Consider the following 16,060-nt stretch of genomic DNA (forward strand, 5'->3'; position numbering starts at 1 on the left):
ATGGAGGATTTCCGCGAACTGAGTGCCGCCATGGATAGCGCCTTGCTCGATGTCCTGGGCGACGCGGTGCAAGTTGATGGCAAGCCGGCACGCGGCATGTTCGCTGCCCCCTGGTTGCAACCGCAGTTCGGCCGCCTGAAGACTGCCATCGTCGAGCCGCAGTTGTCGATGCGAGATGGCGACGCGGTGGGGATCGTCAAAGGCAGCGTCGTGGTGGTCGATGGTCTTTCCTACGAGGTGGTCAGCATCGAACCGGACGGTACCGGCTGGACAGCCCTCATCCTGCGGCCTGCTGCATGAGCGAGCCGCTGAAGGTCCAACTCGACACGCGGCAGGTAAACGATCTCCTGAACGGACTCCCGCCCGCCGCGATGCAAGCCGCCTGGCGCCGAACCCTGCGCAAGACCTCGACCTGGGTAAAAAGCCAGATCGCCAAGATCGTTGCCAAGGACACCAAGGTGCCGCAGAAGGTGCTGCGCCAACGGCTCTACTTCTTCTTGCGCTCCCGCGATGCCGGCAAGGTCTGGCTGGGCCTCAATCCCCTGCAAGCCAATCGACTCGGTACGCCTCGCCAAACCCGGCGCGGTGTCACCGTCGGGAAGCATCGCTTTGCCGGTGCCTGGACGATGGCGCAGCGGGCCCCGGCCGGGCCAGTGTTCCAACGAACAGGCAAAGGCCGCTATCCCATCGCCGAGGTCAAGCTTGAATGGGATGCCCCTGGCGAAGCGGCTTTCCGCCAAGTCGCCGCCCAGGTGGAAGCCCGGCTGCTGGTCGTGCTGCAACAGGAAGTGAACTACGAACTGCACAAGGCCCTTGGCCGGATAGGACGCCATGGGACTCGATAATCTGGGCCAGTTGCACGAGGCCATTGTGGTCGGCCTGCGTACCAAGCTGGGACCGGCAGCCAAGACCGTGGAGGCTTATCCCGATATCGGTCGCCGTATCGATATCCCGGCGGTGTTTGTGGAACTGTCGGAGTTCGAGGCCGGTACCGACCCGGGCACCGGCGAAACCGCCCTGGTTGTGCATATCCAGGCACGGGCCGTGGTCGATCCCAACCAGCGACAGGCTTACCTGCTGGTGCGAGAACTGGCAGCCCGTATTGCCGTGGCGATTCAGCACGAAAACTGGGGCTTGCCCATCGGCCTGGCGACTTTGCTGCAAGCCGGCGAGGACGCCATGAAGCCCGAACTCGATAGCTATCTGGTCTGGCTGGTGGAGTGGACCCACGAGATCCATCTCGGCAAAACCACCTGGCCCTATCCCGACGAAACCGGCCTGTCCCTGCTGCTCGGCATCTACCCCGAAACCGGCGCCGGTCGGGCTGACCGCTATTGGCCGGCCGGCGAAGCCCCACCCCCTGACTGGGGAGAAAGCCACCATGTCCAATAACTACGTCATCAACGAGATCGACCGCCGCCTTGCCGTGCTGCTGGCTGCCGGCACCGTCGAGGAAGTGCGCCATACCCCACCGGCCCGCGCCAGGGTCCGGATCGGCGACTGGGTGTCGGCCTGGTTGCCCTGGACCTCGCTGGCCGCCGGGCAGGTGCGCAAATGGCGGCCGCCCAGCAAGGGCGAGCAAGTCCTGATGCTGTCTCCTAGTGGCCTACCGGAAGGCGCCTTTATCCTGCCCGGTTTCAACACCAACCAGCATGCCCAGCCCGATCAGCGCCCGCATGCGACGGTCGAGCAGATGCCCGATGGTGCCAAGGTCGAATACGACTGGCAGGCGCATCAATACTTGGTGGAAGCCCCACCCAACGGCCGCATCGTGCTGCGGGTGGGCGCCACCGAGCTGGAGCTACGCAGCGATGGCGTCACCCTGCGCACGCCCAAGTTCGAGGGGGTGCAGGCATGAGCTATGGGATTGCCGTGGTGGGCCTGGATGCGGCGGGTGGCAGCCAATTGGGTGGCGGACAAAGCTGGTTCAGCGTAGACGGTGCGCCGGCCGTACTGCTCGGCGATGCCGTCGCTGGCCATGGTCTGCCGCCACATGGCCCGTCGCCCAGCATGGTGCAGGGCTCGTCCTGGCTGACCCTCGACGGCCAGCCGGTTTGCCGGGCTGGTCATGCCGCTTCCTGTGGACATGGGTCCAGCGGCCGCACCTGGTTCACGCTGCCCGACTGAGTTGCCCCTTTCTTCCGTCTCTTCCTTACTTCTTCCCTTCGCCCCGCCTTCGAGCGGGGCTTTTGCATTCTGGAGCCCCTATGGCCAAACCCCTCACAAGCGATGCGATTCCCGTCGCCCCGCGTACCTACCACGACAAGTCCTTTAAATCCCGCACCCTGGTCCTCGAAGACGGCCGCGCCTTTATGGTCGAGAAGTCCCGCATCGTTACCGATGTCCCCGAGCTGGTCGCCTATCTGGACCAACACGACGACTTCGAGAGCGTGACTGCCTGATGGTCGCCCAGCCCTTTATCGGCATGCACCGCGACACCGGCCAGCCGATTTCGGGCCGGGAAGCCATCGTGCAGGGCATCCACGACATTTTGACCACCCGCATCGGCAGCCGCCGCATGCGGCCCCGCTACGGCTCGCGCCTGCCCGAGATGGTCGATCTGCCGTTTAACGGTGGCCTTAAGTCCGCCATGCAGGCGGAGATCGCCGAAGCGCTCAATGCGCCGCATAACTGGAGCCCGTTGCTCACCGAACCGCTGATGCGGGTGAAGCGCGTGACCCTGCGCTCCATCGTCGATGGCCGCTTCGACTTCACCATCGACGCCGAAATCAATCGCGAGGCCGTTTTGATCGAGGTGGCGCTATGAACAAGCTCATCGACCTGGCCCGCCTACCGCCCCCGGCGGTGATCGAGGAGCTGGATTTCGAGACGATCTTCCAAGGCAAGCTGGCGCGCTTTCGCGGCCTGTACCCGCAGTTCAGCGCCATCTTGGAAACCGACCCGGTGATCAAGTTGCTGGAGCTGGCGACCTACGACGAGCTGACCCTTCGCGCCCGGATTAATGACGCCGCCCAGGCGGTGTTACTGCCCTTTGCCCGAGGTAGCGATCTGGAACAGCTGGCGGCATTGCTGGGGGTGTCGAGGTTGTTGCTCGATGCCGGCAATCCGACTTCGCAGCCGCCGGTACCGGCCACCTATGAAGACGACGAACGCCTACGGCTACGCGCCCAGATGGCCCTGGAAGGCGAGACGGTAGCGGGATCTCGGGATAGCTATGTCTTTCACGCCCTGAGCGCCGACGCCCACGTAGCCGACGTGGCGGTCGATAGCCCGGTGCCAGGCACGGTGCGTGTGACCGTGCTGTCGGTCGATGGCGATGGCTCACCCAGCGCGGGCTTGCTTGTCAGCGTGGCGGCCTATCTATCCGCCGAGGACCGCCGGCCGCTCAGCGATACCGTCCAAGTGCGCGCCGCCTCGCTACGACCCTTTGCCCTCCGCACCACCCTGTACCGGCGCCCTGGTCCCGATGGCGATCCCGCTGGAGCGGCCGCCCGTACTGGTTTGGCGGCCTATCTGGCCGACTGCCGCAAGATTGGCCGTGATGTGCCGCGCTCGGGTCTGTACGCCGCGCTGCATGTGCCGGGCATCCTGCGGGTGGATCTGCAGGAGCCTGCCCTCGATCTATTGATGGCCGGCAACGAGGTGGCACTCTGCACCGAGCTGGCGATACAGGTGGTGAACAGCGATGAGCGCTAAGTTACTCCCTAGCAACGCCACTGCCCTGGAGCGGGCCGTCGCTGACAGCACGGCTTCACCCCTTGATCCGTCTGTGCTGCGCACGCTGTGGTCGGCCGACCATTGCCCGGCGCCACTGTTGCCCTACCTGGCTTGGGCGATGTCGGTCGATGGCTGGGCCTATGCCCTGACCGATGCCCAGCGCCGGCAACTGATCCGCGAATCGCTGGCCCTCCATCGCAAGAAGGGTACGCCCTGGGCGATCCAGCGGGCGCTGGGGATTCTGGGTTTCGCCGAGGCTCGCCTCATCGAGCATCCGTCCGGTGCCCATTGGGCCGAGTTCGACGTGCAGTTGATGCTGCGCAACGCCGAGGATCAAGCCGCCGTGGGCAATGCCCTTAGCGTGATTGACCTGTGGAAGCCCCAGCGTTCGCACCTGCGCCGCCTGGCTGCCATCCAGCAGGTACCGGGCACTTTGAAAGTCGCCGCCGCTACCTGCCTGGGCGAGACGTCCCGCGTCATGCCTTACCAACTCCGCCGGCTTTCCGCGCCACCCCTGCCGCTCTACCTGGCTGCCACCACCACGCTTGTGGAAGTGCTGCGCATCCGGCCGCGCGGTGCCCCTTTATCCCGATAGGAGCCCTATGGCCGATGTACAAAACTGGTTCACCTTGCCGACCGAGGCCGGGTTAGCCCGGATCGCCCAAGCCCTGGCGAAACAACAAACCATCGAATTGACCCAGATGGCGGTGGGTGATGGCGGTGGGGTGCCGGTGATACCTGATGCCAAACAGACCCGCCTAGTACGTGAAACCTGGCGCGGTCCCATCAGCCTGGTTGCCATCGATGCGCAAAACGCCGGCTGGATCACCGCCAATATCGTGATTCCCATCGATGTGGGCGGTTTCACCATCCGCGAGATCGGCCTGTTTGATTCGACCGGCACTCTCATTGCCGTCGCCAACTGCGCCGACCGCTATAAGCCTGTGCTGAGCCAAGGCATGGGCGTCGATACGGTGATGGAGATGGTGGTCGCCCTGGGCAATGCCAGCGTGGTCAATCTCAGTATCGACCCCAGCAAGACCCTGGCTTCGCGCCAATGGGTGCTGCAAGTGATGGGTCAGCAGACCCAGCTGCCACTGGGCGGTTTGCCCAATCAGATCCTCGTCAAGAAAACCGCCGCCGCTGGCGATGCCGAATGGCGCGATGTGCGCAGTTTGTTCAGCCGTTCGGAACGGTTTTTCCACGCCCAGATTTAGCCGGCGCCACGGTGCCGCGTTCTTTCTATCTATTTATCCCTTGGAGACCCGATGCCGACCTTTGGCAAATTGTGTATTCCCCGTGCCGACACCTGGGAGCCGCTCTATACCGCCCAGGCCGGTGAGCAGCCGACAATCAATATTAATATGGTCAATTGCAGTACGAACACCGTGAACGTAGGCCTAGCCATTGGCGTCGGTGGCGTGGTCAACGGTGACCGGCTGGAATGGAAAACCCCGCTCGATCCGGAAGGCATGATTACCAATGTGCTGGAGCGCAGCGGCATCGCCATCTCGCCCGGCGAAACCGTCTATGTCCGTGCCAGTGCAGTAGGCGTGGTCGATGCGCGTGCCTTTGGATTCCCAACCTGATGGGCCGCCGTATCCTTTCTTCGACCTCGGGCAATGTGGCGGCCCGCTCGGTCTTTCCTTGGCCCGCCGCGATTCCTCGCCCCGCCGCCCAGGGCGATAACACCGGCGCCTCGGCCGGCTACCTGCCGGTGTCCTGGCTGACCGATGGCAGTGCGCTACAGGTTTTCTCGTTGCCGGGCTTTGCTCTGCTCAATCCTGCGGGCATGCCGATCTGGACCAAGGTACTCAGCGATTTTCCGACTATCACCGCCTTGGTGCGCGAATCGATCTACTTCGACGCGGTCGATCAAGCAATCTGGTGTATGACCTATTTCACCGGTACCACACCGGCCACGATGTACCTCAACAAGATTGTGCTAGCGAGTGGTGCTTTGACCGTGGTCGGCAGCTTTTCGGCGCAGACCAATAACGCCTTTGCCCATAACAACCACCTGTTGACCCGAGCCGTCGAGGGCGCCGGCAATCTGTCGCTCTACAGTGTGTCCGCCACCAACGGCAATGTGTACCGCACGACGTTCCATCCCACGACGGGCGCGGTTGTGACCAGCCCGACCGTGGTGACCTCGGCGAACGGCGTGCCTTTGAACAATACGGGTAACGGATTTGCCTATGTCAGTGCCGACGAATCCCTGGTGGTGTTGGCCAGCATGAGCGTGCAGTCGGGTTCCACCAACACCGATCCCATCGTGTTACCGCTGGCGCGCAACGGTCGGCAAGCCGCTGTTATGGCGAACCAGATCGGCTTCCCGGTCAGCATGGCCAGCAATGGCGCGACATCCTTGCTGCGCCACATTGGGGGCGGCAAGTACACGGTGTTTAGTCCTGCGGGCGGTCGGCGATTGACGGGTGGCGTGTATACGCGGATAGCCCTCGACAGCTGGTTGAACCAAGTCGCTACTTTGGCGGGGATATAAATAGATGAACAAACGTGTGCATTTCCCGATTCGAACCGACGCCTCGTCCGGATTAATTACCTATCCCGACCAGATTCGCTTCTTCGCCAATGCCGACTTGGCCGCCATGCCCGGCCATATCATCGCCGATTACAGCGGCAACCATGATCTACCCCTCTACGGTCTATCCAAGCCAGCTGTCCGCCCGCTCTTGGTGATTATCCAGGTCACCAGCGACCGACCCAATCAAACCACAGTAGCCCTGGATCGCCATGAGGTGATCTGCCCGCAGGGCGCCACGCTGAGCTTTACCGCCGAGCTGCGCGGCGAGGACGGCGCGGTACTGCCGTTGAGTGATAGCTTTCGATTGCCCATCCTCCAGCAGGGTGGCCGTGAAGGCTTGCTGCTGGCGACCATGGTCGAGGGCATCGTTACCGTGACCGCGCCGTTTACGGTCCCCGGTGACGATGGCGCCTGGCATGTCGATGAGGCGGCTATCAATGCAGGATTGCCGGAAGCCGCGCAGATGCGCTTTGCGGGGATGGTGGTCAGCGTGTTCCGGCGTTAGCCCGCCAGGCGCTGTCCGCCGCGACCCGCCATGCGCATGGATAAGCTAGTCCGTATTCGCTCCCTCGCGCGATGCGAGCCATTGCGTCGCCAAATCCTCCACCAAGCGCTGGAAGTTTTCGCTTTGCGGATCGTGCCGATTCGAATCGAAGAGGAAGTAAAGGGCCTCGCTGTCCATTTCGCAGGCTGCACACTTTACGGGTGCGACATGCTCGTAGGCGCTAACGCATTGGAACAGCCAATGGGCGTGCTGGGCCACGGAGCGGGCCTCTCCCGCAAGGGCGGCGATACCGTAAGCAAAAAAGGCGTCTGCTTTTTCTCGAATATTGTCCTTGGTTTGATAGATACGATGCTTGCCAGCCATGGTGCCTCCTTGTTTCCCCCGCGGAAGCTCAGTACTTCATAGAATATATTCTACATCATAAGGGTCTGCCGCTGTGTGGCGGCGATGACCGAACTCGCACACTAGACAATCGACTCGCGGCCCGCATCCTTCATTTGGACTAACGTCCTAACAAATTCACTCCGCCCATTTTTCTCTCGCTCGCCTCGTGTGGGCTTTTCCCTTTGGAGTCTCATGCCCAGCTTGAGTTTCTTTCACGGCGTAACCGTAACCCTGGTCGATACCGGGCCGCGCCCCATCGCCATTCCGTCCTCGTCCATCATTGGCCTGGTCGATACCTTTACCCCGGCCGAAGGACTGGCCGCACCGAATCAACCCATCCTGCTGACCAGCTACCGCGAGGCCGTCCTTAAATTTGGCGCTGGTAGCAATCTGGCCAAGGCTGCGCGAGGGATCTACGCCCAGGCCGCTGCCGTGATCGTGGCGGTCGGTGTACCCAGCGTGGCCGATGGTGCCGCGCTGACCAGTGCCGTGATCGGAGGGGTGACCCAGGCCGGCCTACGTACCGGCATGCAAGCGCTGCTGGATGGCAAAAGCCGCCACAACGCGCAGCCGCGGCTGATCGTTTGTCCCGGCCATTCGGCCAAGCAGCCGGTCGCGTCCGCCATGGATAGCCTGGCGTCCAAGTTGAAGGCGGTCGCCATTGTTGACGGTCCGAATACCGACGACGAAGCCGCCGTCGCCTACTTCACCAACTTTGGGAGCAAGCGCATTTACGCCGTTGATCCTGGGTTAAGGATCTGGGATACCACCACCAATGCCGAGGTGGTCGTGCCGGCCTCGCCCTATGCGGCCGGCCTGTTCGCGCGCACCGACAAGGAATACGGCTTTTGGGCCAGCCCATCCAATAAGGAATTCGTGGAAGTCACCGGTACCGGCCGCCCGGTCGAGTTTCTCGACGGCGACGAGACCTGCCGCGCCAACCTGCTCAATGCCGCCCATATCACCACCATTATCCGCGATGGTGGCTTCCGCCTTTGGGGTAACCGCACCTTGTCGGCTGACCCTAAGTGGTCGTTTGTCACCCGCGTGCGCACGCTCGATATCGTCATGGACGCCATCCTCTACGGCCACAAATGGGCGGTGGACCGCTCCATCACCAAGACCTACGTCAAGGACGTGACGGAAGGGCTGCAGGCCTTTATGCGTGACCTGAAGGCACAGGGTGCAATCATCAACTTCGAGGTGTATCCGGATCTGGAACTGAATACCGCCAGCCAGCTGGAGCAGGGCCGCGTCTATTGGAATATCCGCTTTACCGACGTTCCACCTGCAGAAAACCCCATTTTTCGCGTCGAAGTGACGAATCAATGGATTACCGAAGTCCTCAGCAACAATAAATAAAGGAAACTGTATTGGTCCCGCAAACGCTATACAACATGAACGCCTTTATCGACGGCAAGGGCTATGCCGGCCTGGCGATGTCGGTGACGCCACCGAAGCTGAAGCTCAAGACCGACGACCACCGCCCCGGTGGCTCCGATGCCGCCATCAAGATGGATATGGGCATGGAGACGCTGGAAGGTAGCTTTACTCTGTCCGGTCTGGATGCAGGCGCACTGAAGTTCTTCGGCCTGGCCGATCAGACCGCCTTCAATGGTAGCTTTCGCGGAGCCTTCAAGGACCAGAAAGGCGGCGTGGTCGCGGCGATTATCGGCATGCGCGGCATGCTGGAGGAATTGGATATGGGCGACTGGAAGCCCGGCGAAAAGGCCGAGAACAAGTTTGGCATAGCCCTCAGCTATTACAAGCTGGAGCTGGACGGTAAGGTGATGTACGAGATCGAACCGCTGGCGTGCAAGCGGGTAATCGATGGGGTGGATCAACTGGACAAGGTCCGCGAGGCCCTGGGCCTATAGCAAGCGCCCTACAGGGAAGGCAGCACGATGTGTTTGCGGTTCAAATAGGCGGTGAGTACCGACCAACTGTGGGAGTTATCCGTGGTGTCGAATTCCATCCGAAACGCGTGGCCATTCTCCGCCCACCATTGTGCGCCGCCTGGCAAGGCGACTAACTCCTGTAGTGTTCTGACGCGGCTGAATTGACCACCCATTAAGCTCACGCGCGCCCGAAGGTCGAAAGGGAGATTGGCAATAAAGCCGAATTTAATCCAGGCCAATTCGCTATCCATTTGATTGACGGACTCAATGCGGCCCGATGCGAACATGACAATTCTTTTGATGCCCATTGCCTTTGCCGCTAAAGCCTGCCGCGCGAAAATACGGGTGCCCAAGCCGCGTTTCTGATTTTCTGCTTTAATGCTGAGCCCACTATTTTCAATCCACAGCCGACCATTCTCGGATCGGATAATACGCTTGGCGTTACCTAATAGAATGGGATGGCTGATTAAAAACGTCGCGGCATTCGTGGTAATGCTTAAATCAATCTGCGCGCCATCCATTGCTCCCGTCAATTGCGCAGCCAGAGATGTATCGAAATAAAGACCCTCGAATACGCGATTGCCGCGATACAGGATTTGCACCTTGTCGTTGAAAAGCGACTTCGTCAGATCGTCACGATTTGCCATACTTTTTCCGTCGCTACGCCATCGATAGGAAATCGATTGATCACTTCTTTTTAGCAAAGAAACCCACTAGGAACACCTGGTTTTTCACCCAAGGAATTGCATTTTGAACCAAGCTCATCCGCAAAAACTAGCCACCAGCCAAATCACCGTCAAGCTGCGCCAAGCCACCACGTTCAACGGCGTGCTGCGTGACAGCCTGACGCTCCGCGCCCCGTTGGTGCGCGATATCCGCATGGCCCAGCGCCTGGCCTCTGATGAAACCGAACGCGAAATGCAGCTGTTCGCCTCCCTGGCAGAAGTCTCGGTGGCAGAGCTGGAAGGCATGGCCTGGCGCGATTACCGGCGTCTGCAGGAGGCGTATTTTCGCCTGGCAGCCGATGACGATGCTGCCGATGCCCCAAATACGCCAGCTCATGCAACGGCTGGCTAAAGAGTTGCATTTCCAGCCGTCCGAGATTGATCGCCTCACGCTCGACGAGGTGATGTGGTGGCTTAGCGGCGAGTCGTAAAACAAGGAGACAAGATGGCGAGAGAAATCGCGCTCGGCCTGGTCATCGGCGGCGCGGTCGGCGCCTCGTTGGGTAAGGCATTCGCGGAGACCAAGGGCAAGGTCGCGGATCTGCAACGGCGCACCCAGGATGCCAAGCTGTGGCACAAGGTGATCGGCGAAACCCGCCAGCTGCAGCAAGAGTTCAACACCCTGCACCGCACCGGTAGCGCGGCAGCTGAAGGCGTGCGGCGCAAGCTGGACGGCAATATCGCCACTTTGCGCCAGGCCGGCATCGAGGTGGACCGGCTGGAGCAACACTATCGCCGGCTGGGCCGTACGGCACGCGGCTTGGAACTACAGACCGCCGGCCGACAGCGAATCGGCGCAGGCATGGAAGCGGGTAAATCCGCGATGGCCGATGCGGGCAAGTTCGCCCTGGGCATGGCGGCCCCGGTCATGGTCAGTGCCGACTATCGCGCCATCGTTCGCGATATCGCCATCAAGGGCGGTATCGCCCGCACCGCCGAGGAAGAGGATCTGTCGCGCGGCATCGTCAGTGCCTCGGCCTCCAGTGGCATGGCCCGCAACGATGTCGCCCAGGCGGTGAATGTGATGGTGGGTGGCGGGATGACGCGGCAGCAAGCGTTGGATTTCGCCCCGGATGCGGCCAAGTTTTCCGTTGGCCAGGCGTCGGAGGGCACCGACACCGCCAAGCTGATCCAGGCGCTGGCGCAGAATGCCAAGATCGGCGACCCGGAAGGCATGCGCAAAGCGCTAAACAGCATCGCTTACCTGGGCAAGACTGGCTCGTTCGAATCCGCCGACATGGCGCGCTGGTTCCCCGAGCTGCTGGCGGAGATGCAAAAGGTCGGCATCGTCGGCCAGGAATCGGTTTCCAGTTTGGGTGCGCTTTTGCAGGTGCAAATGAAAACTGCCGGCAGCGCCGACCAAGCCGCCAACAATCTGAAGAACTGGTTTTCCAAGATCGGTTCCGAGGAAACGAAGAAGCAGTACAAGGACGCCGGCATCGATTACGAGGCCAAGATGCGCGAGGCCATCGGCAAGGGCTGGAACACCGTCGAAGCCTCGTTTGTCCTGGCCCGCGCCTATGTCGAGCGCATCGATCCGACCAAGGCCAAACAACTGGCCGAGGCGGCCAAGCAGATCGCACAGCAAGACCCCACCAAGCAGCAGGCCATGCTGCAGGCGTTCGCGGAGACCATGAAAACCGGCGATCTGTTCGCCGATATGCAGGTCAAGGCAGCCCTCACGGCGTACATGCAAAACAGCGCGCTCTACGCCAATCTCAAGCGCGACTCGAAGGCGGCCAGCAAGGATATCGAGAAGGATCTCGCAGACCGCCGCGCCGGCGCCAAGCAGCTATGGAGCGAAGTTGGCCAAGCCTGGGACGATGCGGTGCGCCGTGTCGGTGATGCGCTGCAACCACTGTCCGATACGGTGGGTAGGGCCTTGCGCGGGATTGGCCAAGGCATCGGTAAGGTTGCGAGCACTGTGCCACAAGCGACCGCCGCCTTGGCGGTGCTGGGCGCCTCGTTGATTGCCTGGAAGGGCATGAAAGCCGGCGCACAGATTGGCCGCGGTGCCTTCGATCTGGCGCGAGGTGGGCTGCTGGCTGGTCGTGGTCGTCTGCCTGGCCGGCTGGGGCAACTGGCCGAACGGGCTGGTAGCGCAGTCGGTGCTGCCAATGCCCAGGCGGTGTATGTCACCAATTGGCCAGCAGGTGGCTTAGGCGGTGGCGGCATCGATCTGCCCAATAGCCGCAGGCCAGCTGGTACCCCGCCTGTCGGTCGAATGGGGCGTGCCTGGCAAACAGTACGCGGTGTAGGGGAACGGATCGTCGGTGGTGGCCTGAATCTCCTGGGCAAAGCGGGCCGCCCTGGTCTGGCCCTCGCTTCGATGGGCAGCGTCGCCAGCATGGCACCCACCCTGGGTTCTATCGCAGGTAGCGGCTCGGCGGGGTTGATTGCCACCTCCGGCGGCATGGTCGCGGGTGCCGGTGCAGCCGGTTATGGTGTTGGCACGCTAATCAACAAGGGCGTGGGCAAGGTTACCGGCGGCGGCGATGGCTGGGCGGGCGGCGGGATGTTCAAGCAGCTGCACGGCGAGGAACTGCGCCAACTCAATGCGCCGATATCGCTGGCCGAGGTCAATGCCTTGCGCGCCAAGCAGGGCAAGCCACCGGTTACCAGCCTCTCCACGGCGCGGCCTGCACCGGCGCCCAAACCGGTACCGACCACCAACCAGCAACTCACCTTCGCGCCAAACCTCGCAATTACTGTCCAAGGCGACGTCAAAGACCCGCGCGCATTGGCTGCCGAGCTGATGCCCCATCTCAAGCGGCTGTTCGAGGACTACCGTGCCCAGGTCGCACGCGGCGCCTTGCATGATGCTGCACACGTTTAAGGAATCACGATGGCACTCGTTCAAGCAATCGGCCAGGCCGCAACACGCGCGGCAGCAGCGGCCGGGCGCGTCAGCCTGGTCGCAGCGAAGCTGGCGCAAGATCCTGGGCAGGGTGCGGCGATGCTGCAGTCGGTCGGTGGGCAAGCAGTAGCCGATATCCACGCTGCGACCTCGGGCTTGTCGCAAGTACGTGGTACCGGGCAAGCCATTGCCGACGCGGATCGGTCGGCCATGGGTCGCGCCTATGGCGCCCTGGGCAATGCCGTCGTGGCGATTCAAGACAAAGCCGGCCGTATTGCGTCTGCGGTCACCCAGGCTGGCAGCGTGACGAAGCAGATCGCCAAACAGTTGGCGGAAGCGGGCCAAGCCTTGAAGCAGGCCAACACCCGCGCCCAACAGCAGCATCCCTTGGCCGCCAGCCCGGTACCGACCGCTACACCGTCGCCGACTACGCAGCGCGCCACCGTCATCGCGCCCTTCACCGGCGCCACCGGCCCGGCATCCCACCTGCTGATTCTGAGCGCGCCGAGCGATACCTTCTATTTCGGCTTGCGCACGGCCGCGCACGACAGTGTGAAACGCCAGACCGCCTACAACGTCGCCAGCCAGGACCGGCTGACCCGCCGGCCTGCGTTGCAAGCGGTCAGCCAGGGCGGCGAAACCATCACCTTGTCCGGTGCCATCTTCACCGCCGCCGATTTCGGTACGGGCGCGCCGGGCATCGGCCAACTGAACCGCCTGCGCAAGATCGGCTATGCCCTGGAGCCGGTCACCCTGACCACCGGTTTCGGTGAAGTACTGGGCCGCTGGTATCTGACCAAGATCGACGAAGAGCAGGCCGGCCTGTTGGCGAATGGTGCCCCCCGTAAGCAAACCTTTACCTTGGAGTTCCAGCGCTATGGCGAGGACTATACGAACGGCTGAGGGCGATATCCTCGATACCCTGTGCCAACTGATCTACGGCTATCTGGAAGGGACGGTGGAAACCGTCCTGGCTGCTAACCCCGGCCTGGCCGCCCAGGCTCAGCCTTATCCGTCCGGCCTGCTGATCACGTTCCCGGATCTGCCTGCCCGCCGGCAGGACGCAATCCAGTTGTGGGCTTAGGCATGAAGCCCGACTTTCAAGTGCTGGCCGACGAGCATGACATTACCGCCCTGATCCGCGACCGATTGATCGAGATCCGCATAAGCGATAAACCTGGCCTGGATTCCGACAGCTGCGAGATCGAATTGGACGACCGCGACGGCAAGCTGCGCTTTCCGCGCAAGGGGGCGGTACTGTCGGTATCGCTGGGCTGGGTGGGTGAAGGCTTGAATCGCCTGGGGCGCTATCGCGTCGATGAGATCGAAGTGAAAGGCCCACCGGCCGCTATCCTGATCCGCTGCAAGGCGGCCGATGTGAGCGAGGACAGCAAGACGCACCGGCGTAACAGCTGGGAAGACACCAGCTTAGCCACCATCGTGGGCGATGTCGCCGGCCGGCAAGGCTGGCAGCCGGTGTGTGCGGTCCAAGCGGAGATTGTGCGGGCCGATCAGGTGGGCGAAAGCGATCTGCACTTTCTCACCCGGCTGGCACGTTTGCACAACGCGACAGCGACGGTGAAGGCCGGCAAGCTGCTGGTCCTGCCGCGTGATAGTGGGCAACAGGCCAGCGGTGGGAGTATGGCCGAGCTGACCATTTCACCGGCGCAATGCCATAGCTACTCGCTGGTATTCCCGGATCGGCCCGCGCACGCCAAGGTCCGGACGCAATGGCACGACCCGAAGGTTGGCCAGCCGGTCCCACTGATCCTGCCCAACCCATCCGCACCGCCTGGCGCGACTGCAATCCACATCGACCGCCATACCTACGCCAATCCGCATGCTGCCCGCGACGCGGCGGATAGCCGGCTGGGTGCCCTCAATCGTGCCACCGCCAGCGGCCATCTGGTCCTGGCGCGCGGCGATGCCCGCATATGTGCGGAGCGTAAAGTGCGTCTAAAGGGCTTTAAACCGCAGGTGGATGGCGTGTATTTGGCCGAAAACGTCGAACACGCCTATTCGCATAGCGGCTGGATCACCACGGTGCAATTAAACGCCGGCAATGCCGGCAAGGCCCAGGTCGGCCACGCCAGCCAAACGGATCTGCCTATCCCCGCTCCACCACAGTAACCCACAACCCCAGACAGTGTGCCCCGCCGCGTGCGGGGTTTTTTATTGCCGATGCCCTTGGAGGTACCTATGCAAAATCCCACTCCACCCGACCGCTGGCGCGAGCAGGTCGATCACAAGCTGGCCGAGCTATCGAACCAAATGCAGCAAAACACCGCCATCACCAGTGAGGTGCGCGAGATCCTCGACACCGTGCGTGGCGGCATGCGGGTGCTGGAAGTGCTGGGCACAATCGCAAAATGGGTAACACCCATCGTGATGCTGGTGACCGCCGTGCTGGCCTTTATCCATCAGCTGGGCTCGGGGGATAAGCCATGAGTACCCGGCTGCGCATCCTCACCGCCAGCACTGCCGCCGTGTTGGCCCTCGCCACGCCCTTCCTTATCCAGTGGGAAGGCAAGCGCAATCGGACCTATCTCGACGTCGCCGGCATTCCGACAGCCTGTATGGGCCAGACCGGTCCGCGCGTCAAAGTCGGTGCGACTTACACCGATGCCACCTGCGAGGCCTGGCTACGCGAAGAGCTGACCGAGACCTACGCCGCTGTCAGCCGCTGTGTGCCCGTTCCCAAGACGCCTAACCAGGCAGCTGCCTTCACCGCGTTTGCATACAACGTGGGTTCTGCTGGCGCCTGCCAATCCGCTGCCGCCCGCTATGCACGCCAGGGTGACTGGGTTAGTGCTTGCCGCGCGATCCAAGTCAACGATGCGGGCGAGCCGGTGTGGTCGTATGTGACTGACCGCAAGACCGGCAAGAAGGTATTCGTGAAGGGGCTCGCCAATCGCCGTGCTGATGAACGGGCGCTGTGCGAAGGGAGAGGGCGGCATGCTGCTTAGTTTACTGCCCTGGTACTGGCGCTGGGGGGCAGTGCTGGGTTTGAGCGCCTGCTTTTATGGGCTGGGGCGCATCCAGGGCCAGCGAGCCGAGCAAACCAAAGACATGGACGTCGAGCGGTCCGCCCTGGTTCGCGTGATTCGCATCGAGCGCAAACAAGCCGCGATCAGCCAGGCCGTTGCCGAACAACACGAATCCGGCCGAATCCGTGACCGGGTCATTTATCGAAACATCGAAAAGGAGGTGATCCGCTATGTGGCGAGCCCCCAGCATGCTGTGTGCCATTTGGATTATGAGTGGTTGCGCCTCCACAACGCCGCAGCACTGTCCATCGTTCCCGAGCCCGCCGACAGCGCTGATGCGGCCGCCGGCGAATTTACAAGCGATGACGCACTCCAAACCGTCACCACCAATTACCAAGCCTGCCAAGACAACGCCCGGCAACTAGCTGATTTACAGGCTTGGGTGCATCAGCAGTTGCATCACTAGCGCGACTACCCGTCC

At 62.2% G+C, this 16,060-nt stretch carries 25 protein-coding genes; 23 read left to right on the forward strand and 2 right to left on the reverse strand.

The genetic code is table 11. The features are described from left to right. From FNU76_RS18845 to FNU76_RS18905, 13 genes are all read left to right on the forward strand, one after another. The gene (locus FNU76_RS18845; protein ID WP_144279626.1) at positions 1-300 is read left to right on the forward strand and encodes a head-tail joining protein; all 300 of its coding nucleotides are present in this window, start codon (positions 1-3) and stop codon (positions 298-300) included. After that, entirely contained in the window at positions 297-845 is a 549-nt protein-coding gene (locus tag FNU76_RS18850) for a phage tail protein (RefSeq protein ID WP_144279627.1), read from the forward strand. The genes FNU76_RS18845 and FNU76_RS18850 overlap by 4 nt, the downstream gene beginning before the upstream one ends. Further along, positions 832-1,392 (forward strand): hypothetical protein, encoded by a 561-nt coding sequence (locus FNU76_RS18855; RefSeq protein ID WP_144279628.1) that lies wholly within the window; start codon positions 832-834, stop codon positions 1,390-1,392. Before FNU76_RS18850 ends, FNU76_RS18855 begins: the two co-directional genes overlap by 14 nt. Then, positions 1,382-1,858, forward strand: a complete 477-nt coding sequence (locus FNU76_RS18860) for a phage baseplate assembly protein V (RefSeq protein ID WP_144279629.1) — start codon at positions 1,382-1,384, stop codon at positions 1,856-1,858. Before FNU76_RS18855 ends, FNU76_RS18860 begins: the two co-directional genes overlap by 11 nt. Next, positions 1,855-2,127 (forward strand): PAAR domain-containing protein, encoded by a 273-nt coding sequence (locus FNU76_RS18865; protein WP_144279630.1) that lies wholly within the window; start codon positions 1,855-1,857, stop codon positions 2,125-2,127. The genes FNU76_RS18860 and FNU76_RS18865 overlap by 4 nt, the downstream gene beginning before the upstream one ends. An 80-nt stretch (positions 2,128-2,207) precedes the next feature. Next, positions 2,208-2,402, forward strand: coding sequence for a hypothetical protein (locus FNU76_RS18870; protein WP_144279631.1), 195 nt, complete (start codon positions 2,208-2,210; stop codon positions 2,400-2,402). Continuing rightward, positions 2,402-2,767 (forward strand): GPW/gp25 family protein, encoded by a 366-nt coding sequence (locus FNU76_RS18875; RefSeq protein WP_144279632.1) that lies wholly within the window; start codon positions 2,402-2,404, stop codon positions 2,765-2,767. The genes FNU76_RS18870 and FNU76_RS18875 overlap by 1 nt, the downstream gene beginning before the upstream one ends. Next, positions 2,764-3,657, forward strand: coding sequence for a baseplate assembly protein (locus tag FNU76_RS18880; RefSeq protein ID WP_144279633.1), 894 nt, complete (start codon positions 2,764-2,766; stop codon positions 3,655-3,657). Before FNU76_RS18875 ends, FNU76_RS18880 begins: the two co-directional genes overlap by 4 nt. Further along, on the forward strand, positions 3,647-4,273 hold the full coding sequence (locus FNU76_RS18885) for a phage tail protein I (protein WP_144279634.1): 627 nt from the start codon (positions 3,647-3,649) through the stop codon (positions 4,271-4,273). The genes FNU76_RS18880 and FNU76_RS18885 overlap by 11 nt, the downstream gene beginning before the upstream one ends. A gap of 7 nt (positions 4,274-4,280) precedes the next feature. Beyond that, entirely contained in the window at positions 4,281-4,895 is a 615-nt protein-coding gene (locus FNU76_RS18890) for a phage tail protein (RefSeq protein WP_144279635.1), read from the forward strand. Positions 4,896-4,946: 51 nt separating this feature from the next. Further along, positions 4,947-5,267 (forward strand): hypothetical protein, encoded by a 321-nt coding sequence (locus tag FNU76_RS18895; protein WP_144279636.1) that lies wholly within the window; start codon positions 4,947-4,949, stop codon positions 5,265-5,267. After that, the gene (locus FNU76_RS18900; RefSeq protein WP_144279637.1) at positions 5,267-6,181 is read left to right on the forward strand and encodes a hypothetical protein; all 915 of its coding nucleotides are present in this window, start codon (positions 5,267-5,269) and stop codon (positions 6,179-6,181) included. The genes FNU76_RS18895 and FNU76_RS18900 overlap by 1 nt, the downstream gene beginning before the upstream one ends. A gap of 4 nt (positions 6,182-6,185) precedes the next feature. Continuing rightward, positions 6,186-6,728, forward strand: a complete 543-nt coding sequence (locus FNU76_RS18905) for a hypothetical protein (protein WP_144279638.1) — start codon at positions 6,186-6,188, stop codon at positions 6,726-6,728. Between the two features lie 45 nt (positions 6,729-6,773). Here FNU76_RS18905 and FNU76_RS18910 read toward each other — a convergent pair whose 3' ends face one another. Next, complete coding sequence (locus FNU76_RS18910; protein ID WP_144279639.1) at positions 6,774-7,091, reverse strand: hypothetical protein; 318 nt, start codon at positions 7,089-7,091, stop codon at positions 6,774-6,776. A gap of 213 nt (positions 7,092-7,304) precedes the next feature. Here FNU76_RS18910 and FNU76_RS18915 point away from each other — a divergent pair, with 213 nt between their 5' ends. After that, complete coding sequence (locus FNU76_RS18915; RefSeq protein WP_144279640.1) at positions 7,305-8,474, forward strand: phage tail sheath C-terminal domain-containing protein; 1,170 nt, start codon at positions 7,305-7,307, stop codon at positions 8,472-8,474. Positions 8,475-8,485: 11 nt separating this feature from the next. Beyond that, on the forward strand, positions 8,486-8,989 hold the full coding sequence (locus FNU76_RS18920) for a phage major tail tube protein (RefSeq protein ID WP_144279641.1): 504 nt from the start codon (positions 8,486-8,488) through the stop codon (positions 8,987-8,989). A gap of 8 nt (positions 8,990-8,997) precedes the next feature. On the opposite strand, the gene FNU76_RS18925 is transcribed toward FNU76_RS18920, so the two are convergent. After that, positions 8,998-9,657 carry a hypothetical protein gene (locus FNU76_RS18925; protein ID WP_144279642.1) on the reverse strand — a complete coding sequence of 220 codons (660 nt, stop codon included), beginning with the start codon at positions 9,655-9,657 and terminating at the stop codon, positions 8,998-9,000. Positions 9,658-9,760: 103 nt separating this feature from the next. On the opposite strand from FNU76_RS18925, the gene FNU76_RS18930 reads away from it, so the two are divergent. The 8 genes from FNU76_RS18930 (at position 9,761) to FNU76_RS18965 (ending at position 16,045) form a co-directional block, all read left to right on the forward strand. Further along, positions 9,761-10,087 carry a phage tail assembly protein gene (locus tag FNU76_RS18930; RefSeq protein WP_144279643.1) on the forward strand — a complete coding sequence of 109 codons (327 nt, stop codon included), beginning with the start codon at positions 9,761-9,763 and terminating at the stop codon, positions 10,085-10,087. Between the two features lie 93 nt (positions 10,088-10,180). Further along, complete coding sequence (locus FNU76_RS18935; RefSeq protein ID WP_144279644.1) at positions 10,181-12,571, forward strand: phage tail tape measure protein; 2,391 nt, start codon at positions 10,181-10,183, stop codon at positions 12,569-12,571. 9 nt (positions 12,572-12,580) lie between these two features. Then, entirely contained in the window at positions 12,581-13,495 is a 915-nt protein-coding gene (locus FNU76_RS18940) for a phage tail protein (RefSeq protein ID WP_223879092.1), read from the forward strand. Further along, complete coding sequence (locus tag FNU76_RS18945) at positions 13,470-13,676, forward strand: tail protein X (protein ID WP_144279645.1); 207 nt, start codon at positions 13,470-13,472, stop codon at positions 13,674-13,676. The genes FNU76_RS18940 and FNU76_RS18945 overlap by 26 nt, the downstream gene beginning before the upstream one ends. Positions 13,677-13,678: 2 nt before the next feature. Continuing rightward, on the forward strand, positions 13,679-14,722 hold the full coding sequence (locus FNU76_RS18950) for a phage late control D family protein (protein WP_144279646.1): 1,044 nt from the start codon (positions 13,679-13,681) through the stop codon (positions 14,720-14,722). A 69-nt stretch (positions 14,723-14,791) separates the two neighbouring features. Next, positions 14,792-15,040, forward strand: a complete 249-nt coding sequence (locus tag FNU76_RS18955; protein WP_144279647.1) for a hypothetical protein — start codon at positions 14,792-14,794, stop codon at positions 15,038-15,040. Further along, a complete protein-coding gene (locus tag FNU76_RS18960; RefSeq protein WP_144279648.1) occupies positions 15,037-15,558 on the forward strand; it encodes a lysozyme in 522 nt (173 codons plus the stop codon). The genes FNU76_RS18955 and FNU76_RS18960 overlap by 4 nt, the downstream gene beginning before the upstream one ends. Beyond that, positions 15,548-16,045, forward strand: coding sequence for a hypothetical protein (locus FNU76_RS18965; RefSeq protein ID WP_144279649.1), 498 nt, complete (start codon positions 15,548-15,550; stop codon positions 16,043-16,045). Before FNU76_RS18960 ends, FNU76_RS18965 begins: the two co-directional genes overlap by 11 nt. Positions 16,046-16,060: the final 15 nt, after the last annotated feature.

It is taken from the genome of Chitinimonas arctica (genome assembly GCF_007431345.1).
Lineage (GTDB): Bacteria > Pseudomonadota > Gammaproteobacteria > Burkholderiales > Chitinimonadaceae > Chitinimonas > Chitinimonas arctica.